General features: G+C 73.6%; 8 protein-coding genes and 1 riboswitch. Of the genes, 3 read left to right on the top strand and 5 right to left on the bottom strand.

The window, feature by feature from the left end; translation table 11 throughout:
* Positions 1 to 38: 38 nt before the first annotated feature.
* Together EAO73_RS24755 and EAO73_RS24750 are read left to right on the top strand one after the other, a co-directional pair.
* Positions 39 to 11,552, top strand: a complete 11,514-nt coding sequence (locus tag EAO73_RS24755; RefSeq protein ID WP_412075225.1) for an SDR family NAD(P)-dependent oxidoreductase — start codon at positions 39 to 41, stop codon at positions 11,550 to 11,552.
* Between the two features lie 6 nt (positions 11,553 to 11,558).
* A complete protein-coding gene (locus EAO73_RS24750; protein WP_412075223.1) occupies positions 11,559 to 14,642 on the top strand; it encodes a type I polyketide synthase in 3,084 nt (1,027 codons plus the stop codon).
* A gap of 76 nt (positions 14,643 to 14,718) precedes the next feature.
* Here EAO73_RS24750 and EAO73_RS24745 read toward each other — a convergent pair whose 3' ends face one another.
* The 5 genes from EAO73_RS24745 to EAO73_RS24725 form a co-directional block, all read right to left on the bottom strand.
* Positions 14,719 to 15,933: a cytochrome P450 gene (locus tag EAO73_RS24745; RefSeq protein ID WP_147973781.1), complete on the bottom strand. Its 1,215-nt coding sequence runs from the start codon at positions 15,931 to 15,933 to the stop codon at positions 14,719 to 14,721.
* A gap of 76 nt (positions 15,934 to 16,009) precedes the next feature.
* Positions 16,010 to 18,532 (bottom strand): SpoIIE family protein phosphatase, encoded by a 2,523-nt coding sequence (locus EAO73_RS24740; RefSeq protein WP_147973780.1) that lies wholly within the window; start codon positions 18,530 to 18,532, stop codon positions 16,010 to 16,012.
* Between the two features lie 138 nt (positions 18,533 to 18,670).
* Positions 18,671 to 18,859 carry an antitoxin gene (locus EAO73_RS24735; RefSeq protein WP_147973779.1) on the bottom strand — a complete coding sequence of 63 codons (189 nt, stop codon included), beginning with the start codon at positions 18,857 to 18,859 and terminating at the stop codon, positions 18,671 to 18,673.
* 75 nt (positions 18,860 to 18,934) lie between these two features.
* Complete coding sequence (locus tag EAO73_RS24730; RefSeq protein ID WP_147973778.1) at positions 18,935 to 20,452, bottom strand: FG-GAP and VCBS repeat-containing protein; 1,518 nt, start codon at positions 20,450 to 20,452, stop codon at positions 18,935 to 18,937.
* A 196-nt stretch (positions 20,453 to 20,648) separates the two neighbouring features.
* On the bottom strand, positions 20,649 to 21,521 hold the full coding sequence (locus tag EAO73_RS24725; protein ID WP_147973777.1) for a transglycosylase SLT domain-containing protein: 873 nt from the start codon (positions 21,519 to 21,521) through the stop codon (positions 20,649 to 20,651).
* Between the two features lie 2 nt (positions 21,522 to 21,523).
* Positions 21,524 to 21,708: riboswitch (cyclic di-AMP (ydaO/yuaA leader) on the bottom strand.
* 487 nt (positions 21,709 to 22,195) lie between these two features.
* Here EAO73_RS24725 and EAO73_RS24720 point away from each other — a divergent pair.
* Entirely contained in the window at positions 22,196 to 23,032 is an 837-nt protein-coding gene (locus tag EAO73_RS24720) for a 2,3-dihydro-2,3-dihydroxybenzoate dehydrogenase (protein ID WP_147973776.1), read from the top strand.
* The last annotated feature ends 229 nt before the right edge of the window (positions 23,033 to 23,261 follow it).

The following is a 23,261-nucleotide window of genomic DNA, read 5'->3' as shown; positions in this document are numbered from 1 at the left end:
TGACGAACGAGGCCAGGCTCCGCGACTACCTCAAGCGCGTGACCAGTGACCTGCTCCAGACCCGGCAGCGGCTGACCGAGGCCGAGGCCGAGCGGCACGAACCGATCGCGATCGTGGGCATGTCCTGCCGCTACCCCGGCGGGGTTCGCTCCCCCGAGGACCTGTGGGACGTCGTCGCCACGGGCACCGACGCGATCTCCGCGTTCCCGGAGAACCGGGGATGGGACACGGCCGCGCTCTACGACCCCGACCCGGAACGGACCGGCCGCAGCTACGCGCGTGAGGGCGGGTTCCTGCACGAGGCGGACCGGTTCGACCCGGCGTTCTTCGGGATCAGCCCGCGCGAGGCGGTCGCCATCGATCCGCAGCAGCGGCTGCTCCTGGAGACCGCCTGGGAGGCGTTCGAACGGGCGGGCATCGATCCGGACACGCTGCGCGGCTCCCGTACCGGGGTGTTCGCCGGGGTGATGTACGGGGATTACGGCGGGCGCATCCGTCGCGCCCCGGACGGTCTTGAGGGATACATCGGCACCGGCAGCGCCGGGTCCGTGGCCTCCGGGCGGCTGTCGTACACCTTCGGGCTCGAAGGCCCCGCGGTGACGATCGACACGGCGTGCTCGTCGTCGCTGGTGGCCCTGCATCTGGCGGTGCAGTCGCTGCGCCGGGGCGAGTGCGATCTCGCGCTGGCGGGCGGGGCGACGATCATCGCGACCCCGGGTCTCTTCGTCGAGTTCAGCCGGCAGCGCGGGCTGTCCCCGGACGGCCGGTGCAAGGCGTTCGCGGCGGCGGCGGACGGTACGGGCTGGGGCGAGGGTGTCGGGCTGCTGCTGGTGGAGCGGCTGTCGGACGCCCGCCGCAACGGCCACCGGGTCCTCGCCGTCGTACGGGGGTCCGCCGTCAACCAGGACGGTACGAGCGGGCAGCTGTCCGCGCCCAACGGCCCGTCGCAGCAGCGGGTGATCCGGCAGGCCCTGGAGGACGCCGGGCTGACCACCGGCGAGGTGGACGCGGTCGAGGCGCACGGCACGGGTACGAGGCTGGGCGACCCGATCGAGGCGCAGGCACTCCTCGCCACGTACGGGCAGGACCGGCCGGACGGACAGCCCTTGTGGCTCGGTTCGCTGAAGTCGAACATCGGGCACACCCAGGCCGCCGCCGGCGTGGGCGGCATCATCAAGATGGTGCAGGCCATGCGCCACGGGGTACTGCCCCGCACCCTGCATGTGGACGAGCCGTCCCCGCACGTCGACTGGGAGGCCGGGGCCGTCCGGCTGCTGACCGAGTCCCGTGACTGGGAGCCGGACGACCGGCCGCGCCGGGCCGCCGTGTCGTCGTTCGGGATCAGCGGGACGAACGCGCACATCATCCTGGAGGCGCCCGCCGCCGAGGCGCCGGTGGACACCGCGCCGGAGGGCCCGGTGGTGCCGTGGCTGCTGTCCGCGCACGAACCGGAGGCGCTGCGGGAACAGGCCGCGCGGCTGCGTGCGTACGCCGAGGGGCGCCCGGAGCTCGATCCGGCGGCGGCCGGTGCGGTGCTGGCCCGGGGCCGGGCCACGCTGGGCCACCGGGCGGTGGTCGTGCCGGGCAGCCGCGAGGAGCTGGTGCCCGCGCTGGACTCGCTGGCCAGAGGTGTGCCGTCGGCCACTGTGGTGGAGGGGATCGCCACCGACCACGGGAAGACGGTGTTCGTGTTCCCGGGGCAGGGCTCGCAGTGGGAGGGCATGGCCCGCGAACTCCTCACCACCTCACCGGTGTTCGCGGACCACCTCACCGCCGCCTCCGAGGCGCTTCAGCCCTACACCGGGTGGAACCTGCTCGACGTACTGAACGGCGAGCCCGAGGGCCCGCCCATCGACCGCGTCGATGTCATCCAGCCCGCGCTGTTCGCGGTGATGACCTCCCTCGCCAAACTCTGGCAGCACCACGGCATCCACCCCCACACCGTCATCGGCCACTCCCAGGGCGAGATAGCCGCCGCGTACATCGCCGGCGCCCTCACCCTCGACGACGCCGCCAAGGTGGTGGCCCTGCGCTCCCACACCATCCTCCAACTCGCCGGCACCGGCGGCATGGCGTCCGTGCCTCTCGGCCGGCAGGACACGTCCGCCCTGCTCGCCGACCGTCCCGATCTGTACATCGCCGCTCACAACGGCCCTTCCAGCACCGTCGTCGCGGGCACCGCCGACGCCCTCGCCACCCTCGTCCAGGACCTCAACGACCAAGGTGTACGCGCCCGCACCATCCCCGTCGACTACGCCTCCCACACCCCCCACGTCGAACCCCTGCGACCGGCCCTTCACGCCCTCCTCCACGACATCACCCCCCGCTCCACCACCACCGCCTTCTACTCCACCCTGCACGGCCGTGCCCTCGACACCACCGAACTCGACGGCGACTACTGGTACGAGAACCTGAGCAACCCCGTCCTGCTGCACCCCACCGTCGAAAGGCTGCTGAAGGACGGCCACTCCGTGTTCGTCGAGGTCAGCCCGCACCCCGTCCTGACCACCGCACTCCAGGACACCGCCGAGACCACCGACACCACCGCCCTCGTCACCGGCACACTCCGCCGCGACGAAGGCACCCTCACCCGCTTCCACCACTCCCTCGCCCACCTCCACACCCACGGCATCCCCGTCGACTGGACACCGGTCGTGCCGGATGTCGCGGACGCCCCGCACGATCTGCCCACGTACCCGTTCCAGCACCGCAGTTACTGGCTGGAGGACGCCGCGACCGACGGCGATCCGGAGAGTCTCGGGCTGCACACCACCCAGCACCCCCTGCTCACCGCCGCCACCACGCTCGCCCAGGGCGACGCCCTGCTGCTCACCGGGCGGATCTCGCTGCGCACCCACCCCTGGCTCGCCGACCACGCCCTGGAGGGGACGCCGGTCCTGCCGCCCGCCGCCGCCGTGGAACTGGCTCTGGAGGCAGGCAGGCTGCTGGGCGATCTGGTGGTGGAGGAGCTGACGGTCGGCACACCGGTGGTGTTCCCCGCGCACGGTGGTGTGGACGTGCAGCTCACAGCGGGTGCGCCGGGCGGTGACGGCCGACGCGAGCTGACCCTGCACACCCGCGCCTACGACGACGGGGACGACGACGGCTCACTGCACCGGGCCTGGACCAGTCATGTCACCGGACGGCTCGCCCCCGGACCGGGGTCCGTGCCCGAGCCGCTGACCTCCTGGCCGCCCGCCGGGGCGACCCCCGTGGACACCGACGAGGTGTACGCGCGGCTGGAGGCGCTGGGGTACGGGCTGGGCCCCGCGTTCCAGGGGCCGGCCCGGCTGTGGCGTCGGGGCGACGAGGTGTACGCCGAGGTGTCCGCGCCCGAGGTCGTCGCGGCCGATGCCGGGCGGTACGGGCTGCATCCGGCCCTCCTCACGGTGGCCGTGCAGGCGACGGCTCTCGCCCAGAGCGACGAGCTGCTGGAACCCGCCGTGTGGAGCGGGGTGAGTCTGTACGCGGTGGGCGCGGGCGGTCTGCGGGTGCGCGTCTCCCGGCGCGGCGAGGGGTTCGCCGTCCTGCTGGCCGATCCGACCGGCGCGCCGGTGGCCTCCGTGGACTCGGTGCTCCTGCGGCCGCCGGCCGCCGGGGCCCTGGGCCGGGCGGACCGGGCACGCCACGACTGGCTGCTCCGTACCGAGTGGACGGTGGTGCCCGGGACCGGGGCCGCCGTTCCGTACACCGAGTGGACGTCGTCCGCCGAACCCGCCGCCGAACTGCGCGACGCCTTCGGTGCCACCGCCCACGTGCTCTACGAACCGGCGCCGGAGGAGGGGGCGGCGCCCGGCCTGGTTCTGCTGCACGCCTCGTCCGCGAGCGAACTGCTGCCCGCGCTCCGGGCCTGGACCGGCGACGAGGCGAACAGCCACACCCATCTGGTGGTGCTCACCCACCACGCCGTCACCACGAGCCCGGACGACGTACAGGACCTGACCCCTTCGCCCGTCTGGGGACTGGTCCGCGCCGCCCAGGCGGAGAACCCCGGCCGGATCACCCTGGCCGACCTGGACGCCGAACCGGCGTCGCTGACCGCTCTGCCGGCCGCCCTTGCCGCCGGTGAAGCCCAACTTGCCCTGCGGAACGGCGAGATACGCGTACCGAGACTGGCCGTGTCCGATCCGCAGGACACGGGTGAGCCGCCCGTGCTGCCCGAGGGCTCGACGGTCGTCGTGTCCGGCGGCGGGGACCTCGCCCAGGTCGCGGCCGTCCATGCCGTCACCGTCCTGGGCGCCCGCCGCGTGCTGCTCCTGTCCCCCGCCCGGGGACTGGCGGAGCGGCTGGAGGCGCTGGGCGCGGAGGTGGTGGTGGCCGAGGGCGACGCGGCGGACCGGGAGTTCCTGGCCGGCGCGCTGGCGGCGCATCCGGTCGGCGCGGTCTTCCACGCACCGGCCGCGCCCGACCCTGCCCTGCTGCTCTCCACCTCGCCCGAGGAGTTCGCGGACCGGCTGCGAGCCTCCGGGGCGGCGGCCTGGAACCTGCACGAACTGACCCTCGGGCTCGACCTGGCCGCGTTCGTCCTCCTCTCCCCCGACGCCTCCTCGGCGCTCGGTGGATCAGGGCGCGCGGACTCCGCTGCCGTCGGGACGTATCTCGACGCGCTCGCGCAGCACCGGGTGGCGCTCGGGCTGCCGGGGGTGTCCGTCTCCTGGGGGCCCAGGGACACCGCGTTCCACGGGCTGGCCCGGTTCGACGAGGACCAGGTGGCCGCAGCTCTCGGGGCGGCGCTGCGCTCGCCGGCGCGGCCGGTGCTGCTCGCGGCGCGCCTGGACCGGGCCGCGCTCACCGCGCAGGCCGGGACGGGGCTCCTGCCTCCGGTGCTGCGCTCCCTAGTCCGTACGGTGCGGACCGCCGCCGGTGCGGATGCGGCCGCTGCCGGCTCGCTCGTCTCGTCCCTGGTCGGTCAGCCGGAGCCCGAACAGCTGCGGGTGCTGGTCGAGTTGGTGGGCGAGCAGGTGGCCGGGGTGCTGCGGCACTCGGCCGGCGACAGCGTGGACGCCTCGCGTGCCTTCAAGGATCTCGGCTTCGACTCCCTCACGGCCGTCGAGCTGCGCAACCGGCTCAACACGGTGACGGGGCTGCGGCTGCCCGCGACCCTTGTCTTCGACCACCCGTCCCCCGCCGCCCTCGCGGCCCATCTGCGCGACCAACTGCTGGGCGAGGGCGTCACGGTGGCGACCGGCGGACGGGCCGCGATCCAGGACGGCGAGCCCATCGCGATCGTGTCGATGGCCTGCCGCTACCCGGGCGGGGTGCGCACCCCGGAGGACCTGTGGCGGGTGGTGGCCTCGGAGAGCGATGTCATCTCGCCGTTCCCGGACAACCGGGGCTGGGACCTCGACCGCCTCTTCGACCCGGACCCGGCGCACCCGGGGACCTCGTACGCACGCGAAGGAGGCTTCCTGCACGACGCGGACCGGTTCGACCCCGGGTTCTTCGGGATCAGCCCGCGTGAGGCGACGAGCATGGACCCGCAGCAGCGGCTGCTGCTGGAGAGCGCCTGGGAGGCGTTCGAGCGGGCGGGCATCGACCCGACGTCGTTGCAGGGTTCGCGGACCGGGGTGTTCGCGGGCGTGGTGTACACGGACTACGGCTCCCGGGTGAAGCTGCCCGCCGACATGGAGGGGTATCTCGGCATCGGCAGCGCGGGCAGCATCGCCTCGGGCCGGATCGCCTACACGCTCGGGCTCGAAGGGCCCGCGGTGACGGTGGACACGGCGTGCTCGTCGTCGCTGGTGGCGCTGCATCTCGCGGTGCAGTCGCTGCGCCGCGGCGAGTGCGATCTCGCGCTGGCGGGCGGGGCGACCGTGCTCGCCAACCCGGACATCTTCATCGGCTTCAGCAGGCAGCGCGGGCTCGCCCCGGACGGGCGGTGCAAGGTGTTCGCGGCCGGTGCGGACGGTACGGCCTTCGGCGAGGGCGTGGGGCTGCTCCTGGTGGAGCGGCTGTCGGACGCCCGCCGCAACGGCCACGAGGTGCTCGCCGTCGTACGCGGCACCGCCACCAACCAGGACGGGGCCAGCAACGGTCTCACCGCGCCCAACGGCCCCTCCCAGCAGCGGGTGATCCGCCAGGCCCTCGCGGACGCCGGGCTGACGACCGCCGATGTGGACGCCATGGAGGCCCACGGCACCGGGACGACGCTCGGCGACCCGATCGAGGCGCAGGCACTCATCGCCACGTACGGGCAGGACCGGCCGGCCGGACAACCGCTGTGGCTGGGTTCGTTGAAGTCGAACATCGGGCACACCCAGGCGGCGGCCGGGGTCGGCGGGGTCATCAAGATGGTGCAGGCCCTGCGCAACGGGCTGCTACCGAAGACGCTGCACGTGGACGAGCCGTCCCCGCACATCGACTGGGAGGCCGGAGCCGTACGCCTGCTCACCGAGGCCCGGGAGTGGGCGCCGGGCGACCGGCCGCGCCGGGCCGGGGTCTCCGGGTTCGGCATGAGCGGCACCAACGCGCATGTGGTGCTGGAGGAGGCACCGGAACCGGTGCCCAGCGGCGAGCCTGCCCCGGACAGCGACGCTCCGCTGCCGTGGCTGTTGTACGGGCACACCGCCGAGGCCCTGGCCGAGCAGGCCGGGCAACTGCGCCGCCATCTCCAGGAGCACCCGGAGACGGACCCCGCCCCGGTCGCGAAGGCACTGGCCACCGGCAGGGCCGGGCTCGCCCATCGCGCGGTGGTCGTGGCACGGGACCGGGACCGGCTGCTGGAGAACCTGGCCGGACTGGAGCGGGGCGCGGCCGGCGCGGACGCGGTGCGCGGGACGGTCACGGAGGCCGGCAGGGCGGTGTTCGTGTTCCCGGGCCAGGGTTCGCAGTGGGAGGGCATGGCCCGCGAACTCCTGCTCACCTCACCGGTGTTCGCGGACCACCTCACCGCCGCCTCCGAGGCGCTTCAGCCCTACACCGGGTGGAACCTGCTCGACGTACTGAACGGCGAGCCCGAGGGCCCGCCCATCGACCGCGTCGACGTCATCCAGCCCGCGCTGTTCGCGGTGATGACCTCCCTCGCCAAACTCTGGCAGCACCATGGCATCCACCCCCACACCGTCATCGGCCACTCCCAGGGCGAGATAGCCGCCGCGTACATCGCCGGCGCCCTCACCCTCGACGACGCCGCCAAGGTGGTGGCCCTGCGTTCCCACGCCATCCTCCAGCTCGCCGGCACCGGCGGCATGGCGTCCGTACCCCTCGGCCATCACGACGCGCAGGCCCTTCTCGCCGACCACTCCGACCTGTACATCGCCGCCCACAACGGACCCACCACCACGGTCGTCGCAGGCAATGCCGAGGCGCTGGAAACCCTCGTCGAGAAGCTGAACAGCCGGGACGTCCGCGCCCGCGCCATCCCCGTCGACTACGCCTCCCACACCCCCCACGTACACCCCCTCGAAGAGACCCTGCACACCCTCCTCCACGACATCACCCCGCAGCCCACCACCACCGCCTTCTACTCGACGCTCACCAACTCCTTCCTGGACACGACCGAGCTGGACGGCGACTACTGGTACCGGAACCTGAGCAACCCGGTCCTCTTCGAACCGGCCGTGCGCGCCCTCCTCGACGCCGGCCACTCCGTGTTCGTCGAGGTCAGCCCGCACCCCGTCCTGACCACCGCACTCCAGGACACCGCCGAGACCACCGACACCACCGCCCTCGTCACCGGCACACTCCGCCGCGACGAAGGCACCCTCACCCGCTTCCACCACTCCCTCGCCCATCTCCACACCCACGGCATTCCCGTCGACTGGACACCCGCCCTCCCCGCGGGCGCCGGCCGCGCCACCGATCTGCCCACGTACCCGTTCCAGCGCAAGCGCTACTGGCTGGAGGGGCCCGCCGCGCACAGCGACGCCGGGAGCCTCGGTGTGGACGCGGCCGATCATCCCTTCCTGACGGCGTCGACCACGCTCGCCCAGGACGGGACGCTCCTGCTCACCGGCCGGATCTCGCTGCGCACCCACCCCTGGCTCGCCGACCACGCCGTGAACGGGACTCCCCTGCTCCCGGCCACCGCCCATCTCGAACTGGCGCTCCAGGCGGGACGGGAGGCCGGGTCCGGAACGGTGGACGAACTGACGCTGGAGGCACCGCTGTTCGTGCCCGAGCGGGGCGGAGTGCGGGTCCAGGTGTCCGTGGAGGCACCGGACGAGGAGGGCCGTCGGCAGCTCGCCGTGCACTCCCGGCCCGATGTCCCGGTGGACGACGTCCTGGGCGAGGGGCCGGGGTGGACCCGTCATGCCACGGGCGTCCTCGCGCCGGCGGACGCCGTGCCGCCGTGGGACGGGACGCACGACGAGACCTGGCCGCCTGTGGGGGCCACCCCGCTGGACACCGGCGACCTGTACGGCGAACTCGCCGCGCTGGGCTACGAGTACGGTCCCGCGTTCCAGAACCTGACCGCCGCCTGGCGTGCGGGGGACACCGTGCACGGCGAGGTGTCGCTCGCACCGGAGCTGCACGCGGAGGCGGCCCGGTTCGTCCTGCATCCGGCGCTCCTGGACTCGGCGCTGCACACGCTGGGGCTCGGTGACTTCCTCGGCGAGGGCATCCGGTTGCCGTTCTCCTGGTCGGGGGCGGTGCTGCGGGCCACCGGAGCCACGGCTCTGCGGGTCACCGTCTCCCCCGGCGACGGGGGCCGGGACACCGTCCGCGTCTCGGTCGCCGACCCCACGGGCGCGCCGGTGGTGAGCGTGGACGACCTCACCCTGCGCCCCCTCTCTCCCGGTCAGCTGCCTTCCGCGCCGGGGGCCTCGGCCGCCGACTCGCTGTACGGCCCGGAGTGGACGGAGATCGACGCGACGCCGGTGCCGGCGGACCGGGCGGCGTTCGACGTGCTGGACGCCACCGCGCCGTTCGAGGGTGCGGCACCCGTCGCGGCGGGGGCGGCCGTGGAGTGGCTGCTCGGCCGGCTCCGGGACCATCTGGGCGACGAGGGCGGGGCGGAGAGCCGTCTAGTCGTGCTCACCCGCCGTGCCGTGGCCGCCCTCCCCGGTGACCCGGTCGATCTCGGCGCCGCCCCGCTGTGGGGGCTGGTGCGGTCGGCCGCCACCGAGAACCCGGGCCGGGTGGTGCTGGTGGACCACGACGGGGAGCGGTCCTCGCTGGACGCGCTGGCCTCGGCCGTCGCCACCGGGGAGCCTCAGTTTGCGCTGCGGGACGGCCGGGTGCTGGTGCCGAGGCTGCGCCGGGCGGAGACCGCTCCCGTGACGGTCGTACCGCCCGCGGGGGTGGCGGGGTGGCGGCTGGAGACGCCCGGCGGGTCGCCGGACGACCTGCGTGCCGCCGCGCATCCGGCGGCCGAGGCCCCGCTGTCCGAGGGCCAGGTACGGATCGAGGTGCGGGCCGCCGGGCTCAACTTCCGTGATGTGCTGACCGCTCTCGGGATGGTCCCGGAAGCCACTCCGCTCGGCACGGAGGCGGCCGGCGTCGTCGTGGAGACCGGGCCGGGGGTCACCGGTCTGGCGGCCGGGGACCGGGTGTTCGGGCTGGTGCCGGGGGCGGTGGGGCCGCTGGCCGTCGCCGACCGGCGGCTCGTCGCCCGTATCCCGGAGGGCTGGTCGTACGCACAAGCGGCGGGCGTGCCCGCGGTGTTCACGACGGCTTACTACGGGCTGGTCGAACTGGCCGGGCTGCGCCGGGGCGAGCGGGTGCTGATCCACTCCGGGGCCGGCGGGGTCGGCATGGCGGCGCTCCAGGTGGCCCGGCACATCGGGGCCGAGGTGTTCGCCACGGCGAGCCCGGCGAAATGGGGTGCGCTGCGGGCCCTCGGGCTCGACGCGGACCACCTCGCCTCCTCCCGTACGACCGGATTCGAGCAGCACGTCCTGGACGTGACGGGACGGGCGGAGACCACGGCCGCGCCCGGGGTCGACGTGGTGCTGAACTCGCTGACCGGGGAGTTCATCGACGCCTCGCTGCGGCTGCTGTCCCCCGGCGGGCGGTTCGTCGAGATGGGCATCGCCGACCTGCGGGACCCGGCGGAGATCGCGGCACAGCGGCCGGGCGTCGCGTACCGGCCGTTCGAGCTGCTGGACATGGACCCGGACCGGGTCGCGGACACGCTGGCGCGGGTGCTCGGCCTCTTCGAGCGGGGTGAGCTGGCGCCACTCCCGGTCACCAGCTGGGACGTACGCCGCGCGCCCGACGCGTTCCGGCACTTCGGGCAGGCCCGCCAGACGGGCAAGGTCGTCCTGACCCTGCCGCCGCGCGAGGAGCCGGACGGGACGGTCCTGATCACCGGCGGCACCGGGACCCTGGGCGCCGCGCTGGCCCGGCATCTGGTGACCGCGCACGGAGTGCGCCATCTGCTGCTCACCGGCCGCCGGGGCCCCGAAGCGCCGGGGGCGGCCGAGCTGGCCGACGAGCTGACCGGGCTGGGGGCACAGGTGCGGATCGCCGCGTGCGACGCCGCCGACCGGGACGCGCTCGCCGGACTGCTGGACTCCGTGCCGTCCGCGCATCCGCTCACGGGGGTGGTGCACGCGGCGGGGGTCCTGGACGACGGGGTGCTCGCCTCGCTGACCCCGGAGAAGGTGCGGGCCGTGCTGCGGCCCAAGGCGGACGCGGCCTGGAATCTGCACGAGCTGACCCAGGGGCTCGACCTGTCGTTGTTCGTCCTGTTCTCCTCCGCGTCCGGTCTGCTCGGCGGAGCCGGGCAGGGCAACTACGCGGCCGCCAATGTCTTCCTGGACGCGCTGGCCGGTCACCGGCGGTTGCGCGGGCTGCCCGCGGTGTCCCTGGCCTGGGGCATGTGGGAGGCCGCCAGCGGGATGACCGGGCATCTGGGCGGCGCGGACCGGGTCAGGATCGCGCGGGGCGGGCTCGTCCCGATGTCGGTGCCCGAGGGCTTGGCGTTGTTCGACGCCGCCCTGGCCGACGGCCGGCCGCTGCTCGTACCGGCGCCCCTGGACGGCCCCGGGCTGCGGTCCCTGGCCGAGGCCGGGCCCGGGACCGGCGGAGTGCCGGCCGTGCTGCGGTCGCTGGTGCGGGCACCCGCGGTGCGCCGGGCGGCGAGCGGGGTGCGGACGACGGCCGCGTCGGCGGCGGACCGGCCGGCCGCGCTGCGCGGGCCCGAGCGGACGCAGGCGCTGCTCGCGCTGGTACGGGAGCAGGTGGCGGCCGTGCTCGGTCATCTGACGGCCGACGAGATCACCGCCGACCGGGCGTTCAAGGAGATCGGGTTCGACTCCCTGACGGCGGTCGAACTGCGCAACCGGATCTCGGCGGCGACCGGGCTGCGGCTGCCGACCACCACGGTGTTCGACTTCCCGACGCCCACCGCCCTGGCCGGACGGCTGGCCGTACTCCTGGCCCCGGACGAGCGGACGGACGCCGAGGAGCTGGAACGGCTGCTGGAGTCCGTCACCGTCGGCGGCGAGGGCTTCGACGCGCTGCGGGAGCGGCTGCGGGCGGCGCTCTGGCTCTGGGACGAGCAGGCGGCGGAGCCGGAGGCCGGCGAGGCACCGGACGACGATCTGGAGACCGCCACCGACGAGGAGCTGTTCCGCGCGCTCGACGAGGAGCTCGGCGCGTCATGACCGGTCATTTCCGCGTACGAGAGGGCAAGGGCGATGAGTAACGAGGACAGGCTCCGCGACTATCTGAAGCGGACCACGGCCGACCTCCGGCAGGCCCGGCGCAGGATCAAGGAACTGGAGGACAAGGAGCACGAGCCGATCGCGATCGTGTCGATGGGCTGCCGTTTTCCGGGCGGTGCCGATTCACCGGAAGCGCTGTGGCGGCTGGTGACGGCGGAGACGGACGCGGTGTCCGACCTGCCGGAGGACCGGGGCTGGGACCTGGAAGGGCTGTACGACCCCGATCCGGACCGGCCCGGGACGGCGTACACGCGTGAGGGCGGATTCCTTGAGGACGCGGGCGGGTTCGACGCGCCGTTCTTCGGGATGGGCCCTCGGGAGGCCGTCGCGACCGACCCGCAGCACCGGCAGCTCCTGGAGGTGGCCTGGGAGACGCTGGAGCGTGCCGGGATCGCCCCGGACTCCCTGCGCGGGAGTCGTACGGGCGTCTTCGCGGGGGTGGTGTCGCAGGCGTACGTGCCGCCGCCGGAGCGGGTGCCCGAGGGGTTCGAGGGGCATCTGATGACGGGCAACGCGACGAGTGTCGCGTCCGGGCGGATCGCCTATCACCTGGGTCTTGAGGGCCCTGCCGTCACTCTCGACACGGCGTGCTCGTCGTCGCTCGTGGCGATGCATCTGGCGGCCCAGTCGCTGCGGCGCGGTGAGAGCGATCTCGCCCTGGCGGGCGGGGTGACGGTGATGGCGACGCCGGTGCTGCTGGTCGAGTTCAGCCGGCAGCGGGGGCTCGCGCCCGACGCCCGCTGCAAGGCCTTCGACGCGGCGGCCGACGGCACCGGTTTCGCCGAGGGCGTGGGCCTGGTGCTGCTGGAGCGGCTGTCCGACGCGCGCCGCAACGGCCGCCGCGTCCTCGCCGTGCTGCGGGGTTCGGCCGTCAACCAGGACGGGGCGAGCAACGGCCTCACCGCGCCCAACGGCCCCACCCAGGTCCGGGTCATCCAGCAGGCCCTGGCCTCGGCACGGCTGGCTCCGCAGCAGGTGGACGCGGTGGAGGCGCACGGCACCGGCACCCGGCTCGGTGACCCGATCGAGGCGCAGGCCCTGCTGGCGGCGTACGGGCAGGGGCGCCCCGAGGGGGAACCGCTGTTCCTGGGCTCGCTGAAGTCGAACATCGGCCACACCCAGGCGGCGGCCGGGGTGGCCGGGGTCATCAAGATGGTGCAGGCGATGCGGTACGGGGTGCTGCCGCGCACCCTGCACGTGACGGAGCCGACCCCGCACGTCGACTGGGGCTCGGGTGCCGTGGAACTGCTCACCGAGTCCGTCGCCTGGCCCGACCGGGGCCGGCCGCGCCGCGCGGGCGTCTCCTCCTTCGGCATCAGCGGCACCAACGCCCACGTCGTCCTGGAACAGGCGGAAGAGGCATCGGGCGACACCGGACCGGAGGCGCTGCTGCCGGAGCCGCCCGCGCCGTGGCCGCTGTCGGCCCGTACGGAGTCCGCGCTACGGGCCCAGGCCGGCCGGCTGCACGCGCACCTCGTCGCGGACCCCGAGCTGTCGGCTCATGACGTGGGCCGGACGCTGGCCCTGGGACGTACGGCGTTCCGGCACCGCGCGGTGGTCCTGCCGGGCGACCGTGCGGGGCAGTTGGCCGCGCTTGCCTCACTGGCCTCGGGCGGCAGGCCGGCGGGGGTGGTGCGCGGTGACGCGGCCGGACCGCCTTCCACCGCCTACCTGTTCACCGGTCAGGGCAGCCAGTGCCCGCGCATGGGCGCCGAGTTGTACGAGGCGCGGCCCGTCTTCGCCAAGGCCCTGGACGAGGTGTGCGAGGCGTTCGAGCCGCTGCTGTCGCGCCCGCTGAAGAGCCTGCTGTTCGCGGACGAGGGCACTGAGGAGGCGGCGCTGCTGGAGCGCACGGAGTACGCGCAGCCGGCGCTGTTCGCCGTGGAGACTGCCCTGTTCCGGCTCCTGGAGCAGTCGCTTCCGGCGCCGGGCCAGGTCGCCGGGCACTCGATCGGGGGGCTCGCCGCCGTGCACGCGGCGGGGGTGCTGTCGCTGGAGGACGCCTGCGTCCTGGTCGCCGTGCGGGGGCGGCTGATGCAGCGGATGCCGGACGGGGGCGCGATGGTGGCGTGCGAGGCGTCGGAGGACGAGGTATGCGAGGCGCTGGCCGGGTACGCGGGCCGCGTCGCGGTGGCAGCGGTCAATGGGCCGCGCTCCACGGTGGTTTCGGGTGATGCGGACGCGGTGGCGGAGGTCGCCGGGGTGTTCCGGGCACGGGGGCGCAGGACGCGCGCGCTGCGGGTGAGCCACGCGTTCCACTCGCCGCATATGGACGGGGCGCTCGACGAGGTGCGCGCGGTGGCGGCGGGGCTGCGGTTCCACGAGCCTCTGATCCCGGTCGTCTCCGATCTCACCGGGCGCCGTGCGGGCCTCGACGAGCTGCGGGAGCCGGACTACTGGGCACGTCAGCTGCGTTCGCCGGTGCGGTTCGGCGACGCGGTGGCCGCGCTCGCCGAGGCGGGTGCGGAGGCGTTCGTGGAGGTGGGGCCGGACGCCGTGCTCACTCCGCTGGTGGCGGCCTGCCTGCCGGGCTCCACGCCGTTGGCGGTGCCGTCGCAGGTGCGGGGGCGGGCCGGCGAGGAGACCTTCGCGGGGGCGCTCTCGGCGCTGCACGCGGCGGGGGCCGGGGTGCGCTGGGAGAGCTGGTACGCGGAGACCTCCGCGCCTCCGGTGGAGCTGCCGACGTATCCGTTCGAGCACACGCACCACTGGTGGCCGGTCCCGGCGGGCCGGACGCCCGAGGCGCGGCCCGCGCCGGAGTCCGGACCGGTGCCGTTGGCGGAGGCGGGCGGTTCGCTGCTGGATCTCGTACGGCTGCACGCGGCGGATGTGCTCGGTCACGCGTCGCCGGAGTCGATCGCGGCCGAGGACAACTTCGTGGACATCGGGTTCTCGTCGTTCACCGCGCTGGAGGTCCGCAACCGGCTCTGCGAGGCGACGGGTCTGGTGCTGCCGCCGGTGCTGCTGTTCGACCACCCGACGCCGTCGGCGGTGGCCGGGTTCATCCGGGACGAGCTGGCCGCCGCGTAGCGGGGGCGCGAAACGAGGAGCCGGGGCCCTGCGGACAGGGCCCCGGCTCCTCGTACGTGCGAGGTGTACGGGTGGGTCACCAGGTGACGGGGAGGCGGAACACCCCCTGGACGGAGCCGCCCGGCTTGACGCCCAGGGCTTCGAGGGGTTCGGTCAGCCGCAACGTCGGGATGCGGACGGCAAGTTCATGGAGGGCGATCTCCAGTTCGGCGCGGGCGAGGTTCTGGCCGATGCACTGGTGGACGCCGTAGCCGAAGGCGAGGTGGTGGCGGGTGCCGCGGCGGACGTCGAGGGTGTCGGGGTCGGTGAAGACCTGCGGGGAGCGGTTGGCCGCCGCGTTCGGGAGGTACACGCCGTCGCCCTCCTTCACCAGGACCCCGCCGATCTCGATGTCGGCCGCCGCCACCCGCTGGAGCTCGTCGGCGACCGAGAGGAAGCGCAGCAGCTCCTCGACCGCGCCGGAGGCCACATCCGGGTCGTCGCGCACCTCCGCCAGCTGGTCGGGGTGTTCGAGCAGGGTGAGCACGCTCAGGCCGATCATGTTGGCGGTCGTCTCGTGGCCGGCGACCAGCAGGAACATCGCGATGGAGGCCAGTTCCAGGCGCCCCAGCTCTCCGGTGGCCAGCCGGTCGGTGATCAGCTCGTCGAGCAGCCCCTCCCCCGGCTTCGCCTCCTTGGCCGTGATGAGTTCGTCGAAGTAGGCGACCAGGGCGGCGCTGGCGTCGGACGCCTCCTGGGCCGTGCTCGTCGCCTGCACCATCCGGCTCGTCTGCTGCTCGAAGAAGTCGTGGTCGGAGTACGGCACGCCCAGGAGTTCGCAGATCACGGTGGACGGGACCGGCAGCGCGAACTCCGGCACCAGGTCCGCGCCGGTCCTTCCGCCGGCGAGCAGGGCGTCGATCTTCTCGCCGACGATGCGGCGGATCGCGGGGCGCAGCGAGTTGACGCGTTTCACGGTGAAGCTGGGGATCAGCATGCGCCGCTGGATGTCGTGCTCCGGCGGGTCCATCCCCACCAGGGCGGTCAGTTTGGCGGCCGCCATGCGCGGGACGAGCACCGGGAAGTCGGGGCGGGTGCGGTCGGAGGAGAGCCGGGGGTCCACGAGCAGCCGGCGGGTCTCCTCGTAGCCGGTGACGACCCAGGCCACGCGGCCGTCGTACAGGCGGACCCGGGCGAGCGGTCCCTCCTCGCGCAGCTGCGCGTACCCGGCGGGCGGGTGGTAGGGGCAGCCGCGCGTCATGGGGAACTGCGGCAGTCCCCCGGTCTCGGTGGTCACGGTGTCGATGCTCATGCGGCCCCCAGGCGCTCGGTCCACAGCCGGCTCTCCGGTGTGAACCGGCATTGTCGGGAGGGCCGGTTAAGAGGTTCTAAAGCCGTCCGGGCGCGGCTTCGTCCTCCTCGGCCCAGCGGGCGGCGAGCAGCAGGGCGATGTCGTCGGGCCGGTCCGCGGCCTGCCGTGCGCGGCGGATGACGTGGTCCGCCGTCTCGGCCAGGGGTGCGGCACCCAGTCCGGCGATCGTGCCGCGCAGCCGCTCGACCCCGACGTCGATGTCGATGCCCGCCTGTTCGACGAGCCCGTCGGTGTAGAGGGCGAGCGCCGCGCCGGGGTCCAGGTGCAGTTCGGTGACGGGGTAGACGGCCTCGGCGTCGATGCCGAGGACGATGCCGCCCGGCAGCTCCATGACCTCGGTGGTTCCGTCGGGGCGGCGCAGGACGGGCTGGGGGTGCCCGGCGCGGACGGCGTGCGTCCGGCCGGTGGCGGGGTCGGTCACGATGTAGCAGCAGCTCGCGAACTGGCCGGTGTCGAGGTCGATGAGCAGGCGGTTGGTGCCGCTCATGACCTCCTGCGGGTCGTGCCCGCTGAGCGCGAAGGCCCGTACGGCGCTGCGGAGCTGGCCCATGGTCGCCGCGGCGGCGACGCCGTGGCCCTGGACGTCCCCGATGACGAGGGCGAGCCGGCCGCCGGTCTCGATCACGTCGTACCAGTCGCCCCCGACGTCCATGCCCTGGGTGCCGGCGAGGTAGCGGCCCTGGGTGTCGATGCCGAGCAGGGCGGGCAGCCGGTGCGGCAGCAGGGCGTCCTGGAGGCCGCGGGCCAGTGCGGCCTCGGTGTCGTAGCGCTGGGCGCGCTGGAGGGCCTGGGCGATGAGGCCGGCCAGGGCGGTGAGGACCGTGCGCTCCTCCGGGCTGAAGCCGCGCGGCTGGTCGAAGCCGAGGATGCAGGAGCCGACGAGCCGTCCGGAGGCGATCAGCGGCAGGAAGGCGCGGGCGCCGACGTCGGCGTCCATGGGGATGCCGGGGTAGGCGGCGGCCAGGCGCTGCATGGACTCGAAGAAGATGGGGCGCCCGCTGGTGAGCGTCTCCACGCCCGGGATGCGGGCGTCCAGGCCGACGGCGTCGAACCGGTCGAGGAAGCCCTGGGGGAAGCCGGTCTCCCACTCCAGGTACAGGTGGCCCTCCTTGAGCAGGTAGATCGCCAGCTGGCGGCCGCCGAACGCGGGCAGCAGTTCCTCGGTGACGACGCGGGAGACCTGCCGGGCGGTGACGGCCTCGGTGAGCGCGATGGCGAGGGCGACGGGGCGGTAGAGCGCGGCGGACCGGTCGGCCGGGGAGCCGAGGCCCAGGCCGGGCGACATGACGGAGTCCGGGGTGTAGGCCGGCTCCTCGGCGGGGGTGAGGACGGCCGTCAGCCCGTCGTGGCCCGGGTACAGGGAGACGGAGAGCCAGGGGGGCGGGTCGCGCCGGGCCAGGAAGTGGACCGGCGCGTCGGAGATCATCGCGGCCCGGTAGTGGTCCTCGTACGCGGGGTTCCCGAACCAGGGCAGCACCTCCCAGAAGACGCGCCCGACCAGTTCGGCGCGGGCCCGGCCGAGCATCTCCTCGGCCAGCTGGTTGACGTAGGTGATCCGGCCGAAGCGGTCGAGCGAGAAGATGCCGCGCGGCAGCCGGTCGGCGGCCTCGGCGACGACCGGGCCGATGCCCAGGTCCACCAGGAACCCGGACAGGTGCCCGCCGGGCCCGGCGGCGTCGTCCCTGCGCCCGGAGACCTCCAGCAGGTGGGAGCGCCCGTCCGGGCCGCGCAGCCGCATGCGGCGTACGACGGGGCCGTCGGAGCCCGCCGCCTGCCGGGCCAGCGCCCACAGGCCGTACACGTCCTCCGGCGCGAGTCTGGCCGCCAGGGCCTCGATGGTCCCGGGGAAGCGGCCCGGTTCCGGCCCGAGGATCGCGGCGAGCTCGCCGTCCGTCTCGACGGTGCCGGTGCCGAGGTTCCAGTCGAAGCGGCCGATGCGCACCGGCGGCGAGGTCTCGGCGGGCAGCTGGACGGGCAGCGGTTCGTCGTCCCACTCCGGCCGGGTGCCGGCGCCGGCCAGGACGGCCAGATCGGCGCCCAGCCGCCGGGCGATCCGCTGGAGCCGGTCCCGGTCGCCGGCGGGAACCGGCTCGTCCCCGGTCGCGGCGCGCAGGACGACGAGGACGGCGACCGGTTCACGGCGGCGCAGGACCGGTACGTACAGCGATCCGAAGGGGAACGGCAGCCCGGCCATCAGCTGCGGGAAGCGCCGCATGGCGTCCTCCGCGTCGGCCAGGTACACGGGGCTGCCGGTGCGGAAGGCCTCGGCGACCGGGAACGGCCGGTTCACGTGCATCCGCCACCAGGGGCGGAACAGCGGTGCGGGGAGCCCGGCGAGTACGGCCAGCCGGAGCAGCCCGGGGGTGCTCGACGGCAGATACACCCCGCCGGCCCGGCCGCCGACCGCCTCGATGGCGTTCACGACGGACTGCGCGAGCACCAGGGACAGATCGTCCGGCGCCCGGCCGTCCTCCGTTCTCCCGGGAGGGCCGTCGCTCGTACCGCGCGCCGACCGCCCGGCCGCGCCGTGCCAGGTCACACAGCCAGGATGCTCCCGGGCGGCGGGTGCGCGCACGTCGGAGCGGTGCGGGGTGCGCCCGGCGGGGCTGCCGGACGCACGGGAGCGGTGGGCGCCACGGCTGTGGCGTCCACCGCTCCCTCACGTTCTTGCAGGCTCCTACCGGCCCTCTTCGGGCGGGCGGCGGTCACCGAGCTGGTCGTTGATCTTCTGCTGGGCCGAGTCGACCTGGCTTTCGTACTTGCCGCCGGTCTTCTTGTCGACGAGGTCGCCGCCCTTCTCGACTCCCTGCCGGGCCTGATCGGGATGTCCCTTGATCATGCCCTTGATCTTGTCGAGCATGCTCATGACTGACCTCCTAGAGACGCTGACCGTTCCAGCATCCACGCCCTGCCCGCGTGCCGCATTCCGGGACGGGCCGGCCTACTCGTCGATCGCCTCGCCGAGGCGGGCCTTCGTCCGGGGCGCGCCGAGGGATCCGCCGTCGAAGGTCCATGAGCCGGCCGCCGTCACCCCGTCCTTCGCGGCGGGCAGCACCCAGACGACCCCGTTCAGCACGTCCTCGCCGGGGGCAGCCGCCAGGAGGCCGAACCGTCCGTCGCCGTCGGGGTCGATCAGGCGCACCTGGCCTCCCCAGTGGTCGTTCGCCTCGGGCACTCCGGGGACGTTCGCGGAGTCCTGGTCCCAGGAGCGGGCCCCGGCCGCCGTCAGACCGCCGGCCGCGCCGCGCAGCACCCATACTGCTCCCGAGTCGCCGCGGGACATGTCCTCGCCGGGGGCTCCGACGTCCTCCAGCGGGGCGCCGACGGCCACGTCCGCGTAGCCGTCGCCGTCGGTGTCGGCCACGGAGAGGTCGGTGCCCCAGCTGTCGCCCTGCTCGGAGACGCCGGGGACGCCCGGGGAGTCCTGCGTCCACCACAGGGGCTCGGTGCCGGGCCCTGCCGCGCCGACGACCGGGCCGTCACCGGCACTGCCGTAGTAGACGCCGATCACACCGCCGTCCGGACCCTCGCCGACGCGGTCCGGGCTCCCCGTGACGAGGTCGTCGTAACCGTCGTTGTTGATGTCACCGGAGGCGACGGCGGGGCCGCCGCGCAGGGAGCGCTCGAAGCTGAGCCCCTGCACCTGCCCGGAGAAGTAGGCGGACCAGCCCTCGCCGCGGCTCGCGCCCGCGCTCGTCCCGGAGACGACGAGGTCGGCGAGGCCGTTGCCGTCGTAGTCGCCGGTGGTGAGCGACTTCGGGTCGATCTCGTGTCCGGGTTCCGCGGGGATCACGTTCTCGCGCTGGGCGGGGGCCAGGGGTACGGCGCCCTTCTTCAGCAGGGCCGGTTCGTAGCGGAACAGCAGGAGGTCGGAGAGGTCGGTCACGGCCAGCTCGTCGCCGGGGACGTCGGGGCTGAAGTGGGCGGCCGCAAGACCCGTGCCGAATCTCGCCCAGGCCCGCGCCTCGCCGGCCTGCAGCCAGTCGCTGTCCGTCCCGGTGAGGCCCTGTGGCGACCCCCACAGCACGACGGCGCCGCCCGCGTCGAGCAGGGGTTCGATGTCCTCCCCCGGTACGCCGACGACGGCGTCGTCGTAGCCGTCGCCGTTCAGATCTCCGGTGGCCAGGGACTGGCCGAAGGAGTCACCGGCCTCGGCGGCGCCGCGCACCCCTGCGGTGTTCTGGCTGAAGACGGCGGACGGGCTGGTGCCCGGGCCGCTCGCGGAGCCGTACTGGACGGTGACGAAGCCGGCCCCCGGCTTGCCGTCGATCGTGGCGCCCGGCGCGCCGATGAGCACGTCCTCGTGGCCGTCGCCGTTGAAATCGCTGTTGCGGTCGTTCGCGTGCACGGCGCCCGGCGCCGCGGGCGTGCCGGCGTAGGCGGAGGGCGCGGCGATGGACGCGCCCGTCAGCAGGAGGATCGAGGCCGCGAGAACGGCGGCCGAACGGTGGTGACGCACGAGTGGCTCCTTGGATCAAGGATGACCGGGCGAGTCCGGGGGGTGCCAGGAAGAGCCCGCTGTCTTCCTGGGCGCCCTGTTCGACGCCTCGTGCGGTGCGAGGGTTGTACCGGCATGCGAAAAGGGGTGGAAAGGAGCGATTCCGCTTCTTTCCACCCCTGCTCACGGCTCCGCCCCGAGCACGGGGCCGATGAGATCAGTAGGCGCCGAACACGTTGTCCATGGAGCCGTACGTGGCGGCGGCGTAGTTGCACGCGGCCGTGATGTTGGCGACCGGGTCGTAGATGTCCGTCGACGTACCGGGCACGTGGTAGGCGTCGAAGGTGGGCTGGATCACCTGGAGCAGACCCTTGGAGGGCGTGCCATTGACAGCGTTGACGTCCCAGTTGTTGATCGCGAGCGGGTTGCCCGACGACTCGCGCATGATGTTGCGGTAGATGCCGTCGTAGCTGCCCGGAATGCCGTGCTCGGCCATGACGGCCAGCGATTCCTTGATCCAGCCGTCGAGGTCGTCGGTGTACGTGGCGGCCGTCTGGGTCTCCACGGGCGCGGCGGTCTTCTCGGCGACGGGGACGACCGTGCGCTCGGAGCGGTCGGCGCGGTCGGCGCTCTGGGTCCGGGGGGCGGTGTCGCCGTTCTTCTCGGCGTTCTCCGCCTTGAATTCGCTCTTCTTCGCGGCCTTCGGGGCAGCGGCCTCGGACTTGCCGCCGATGGTGAGCTTCAGACCCGGGTGAATCAGGTCGGGGTTGCTGCCGACAACGCCGCGGTTGTCCTTGTACAGCCGCTCCCAGCCGCCGCCGAGGGAATGCCCCTGGGCGATCTTGTAAAGGGAGTCGCCGGAGACCACGGAATAGGTGGTGGGCGCGGCCTTCTGCGCGGCAATTTCCTTGCCGGCGACGGAAGTCGGGGCTGCGGCCTTTTCGGCGACGACGGCCTTGGCGGGAGCGGCGGAGGCCGATCCGGCGGAGATCAGGGGGAGCGCGAGAACGGCTCCGCCCGCGCTCACGGCGATGAAACCGCGGGTCAGGGACGCGGACTTGGCACGACGGTGCTTACCCGTGATGGGCATGACTGTTTCCTCTCCGTCGCCTACGAGGTGAGCTGTCGGGTTCGGACTGGAGATGTCCGGCCGCACATGGCGACTTCACCCCTAGCCGCTCCGGATTCCGGACCGGCGGCAAACCTGGGTCCCCCGCTCCTGCCGTACGTGAGTGGTCGGGTTCCCGGACGGCGGCAGGATTCGGCGTTCCATCCGGATTGATGACGGGACCGTAAGCGAGAAACGACGGCCGGAACAAGCCCGGAATTGCTGATCACAATTGTTTTGCAAGATCCATCAAAGGAAATACTCATGATCGCCCGAGCCGGGGGATGTCAAATTTCTTGGCACGACTGGGAACCCGGAGATCGGATTACGCGTCAGAAACGGCGAACGTGACGCTGCCCACTGCGACCGAAGTAAGGCATTGGTCCGTTTTGATAGCTTTTATCACCATCAAAACCACTCCAGTCGCGCACATTTGACCTTTGCCTTAAAAGGGGGCAAAAGGTGCATCACGAGCCATGCGAAGCGTCGGGTATCCGCGTTCGGACCCCCTCGCCCACGCGATCAACATATGGTTAGGCTTGCCTAAGTGTGTCGGATGGTCGGCGGCGGCACCGGGGCACACTCCTGCCCTGAAACGACGTCAATCGCTCGGCACAGGCCCACTCACCCCTCATCGGCAATGGAGACCTCAGGCCATGGCGCCGCATTCCCCCCCTGCTTCCGGTCGTCCCCTCCTGCCCCCGGATCAGGAACTCGCCGGCCGGCTGGCCCTCGTGACGGGAGCCGGGCGCGGCATAGGCGAGGCGGTCGTCGGCGCCCTCGCCGCACGCGGCTGCCGGGTCCTTGCGACCGATGTGGACGCCGAAGGCGTGGACGCCCTGGCCCGGGAGTACGTCGGGAGCGTCGTCGGGCGGACGCTGGACGTCACGGACGCGGCGGCCGTCGAAGCCCTCGTCGCCGAGGCCGAGGACACGCTCGGCGCCCTGGACATCGCGGTCAACGTCGCCGGGATACTGCGGTGTTCGCCCGTCGCCGAGCTCACCGACGAGGACTGGGCGGCCACCTTCGCCGTCAACACCGACGGGGTGTTCCACGTCTCGCGGGCCGTCTCGCGCCGGATGGCCGGGCGCGGTGCCGGCAGCATCGTCACCGTCGCGTCCAACGCCGCCGGCATCCCCCGTACGACCATGGCGGCCTACGCCGCGTCCAAGGCCGCCTCCGTCATGTTCACCAAGTGCCTCGGCCTGGAGTTGGCGCCCCTGGGCGTCCGGTGCAACACCGTCTCACCGGGCTCCACCCTCACCGACATGCAGCGCGGGATGTGGCCGGCCGGCGAGGCACGGGACGACGGGCCCGCCGCGCAGCGTGTCATAGCCGGGGACCTCGCGAGCTACCGCACGGGCATACCGCTGGGCAGGATCGCCGAACCGTCCGACGTCGCCGAGGCGGTCGCCTTCCTTGTGTCCGACCGGGCCCGCCACATCACCCTGCACGACCTGTACGTCGACGGCGGCGCCACCCTGCGCGCCTGACCGGGTCCCCCACAGCGGCTCGCAGCCCTCCCCCACTGGAGACAACCACGATGTCTGCCTCACTGCGCGAACCCACCGCCCCTCGTCGTCCCGTGCCTCGCCGGCCGGCCACATCCCGCGCTGCAGGTCGGTCAGGGGCTGCGCGGCGCGCCCCGCGCAGCCCCTGACCCGCATCCGCCCCGCCACCCCGCGGCGACGCCGCAGGTGGGGCAACCCGCTGGCCGGCCTC

This window comes from Streptomyces sp. col6 (assembly GCF_008042035.1).
Taxonomy (GTDB): Bacteria; Actinomycetota; Actinomycetes; order Streptomycetales; family Streptomycetaceae; genus Streptomyces.
Note: the sequence above shows the minus strand (reverse complement) of the source record. Positions and strands in the feature narration are given on the sequence as shown.

Excerpts from the sequence above, each read along its gene's own strand:
- EAO73_RS24745 (WP_147973781.1), bottom strand. The coding sequence starts at position 15,933 with ATGAGCATCGACACCGTGACCACCGAGACCGGGGGACTGCCGCAGTTC.
- EAO73_RS24735 (WP_147973779.1), bottom strand. The coding sequence starts at position 18,859 with ATGAGCATGCTCGACAAGATCAAGGGCATGATCAAGGGACATCCCGAT.
- EAO73_RS24725 (WP_147973777.1), bottom strand. The coding sequence starts at position 21,521 with ATGCCCATCACGGGTAAGCACCGTCGTGCCAAGTCCGCGTCCCTGACC.
- EAO73_RS24720 (WP_147973776.1), top strand. The coding sequence starts at position 22,196 with ATGGCGCCGCATTCCCCCCCTGCTTCCGGTCGTCCCCTCCTGCCCCCG.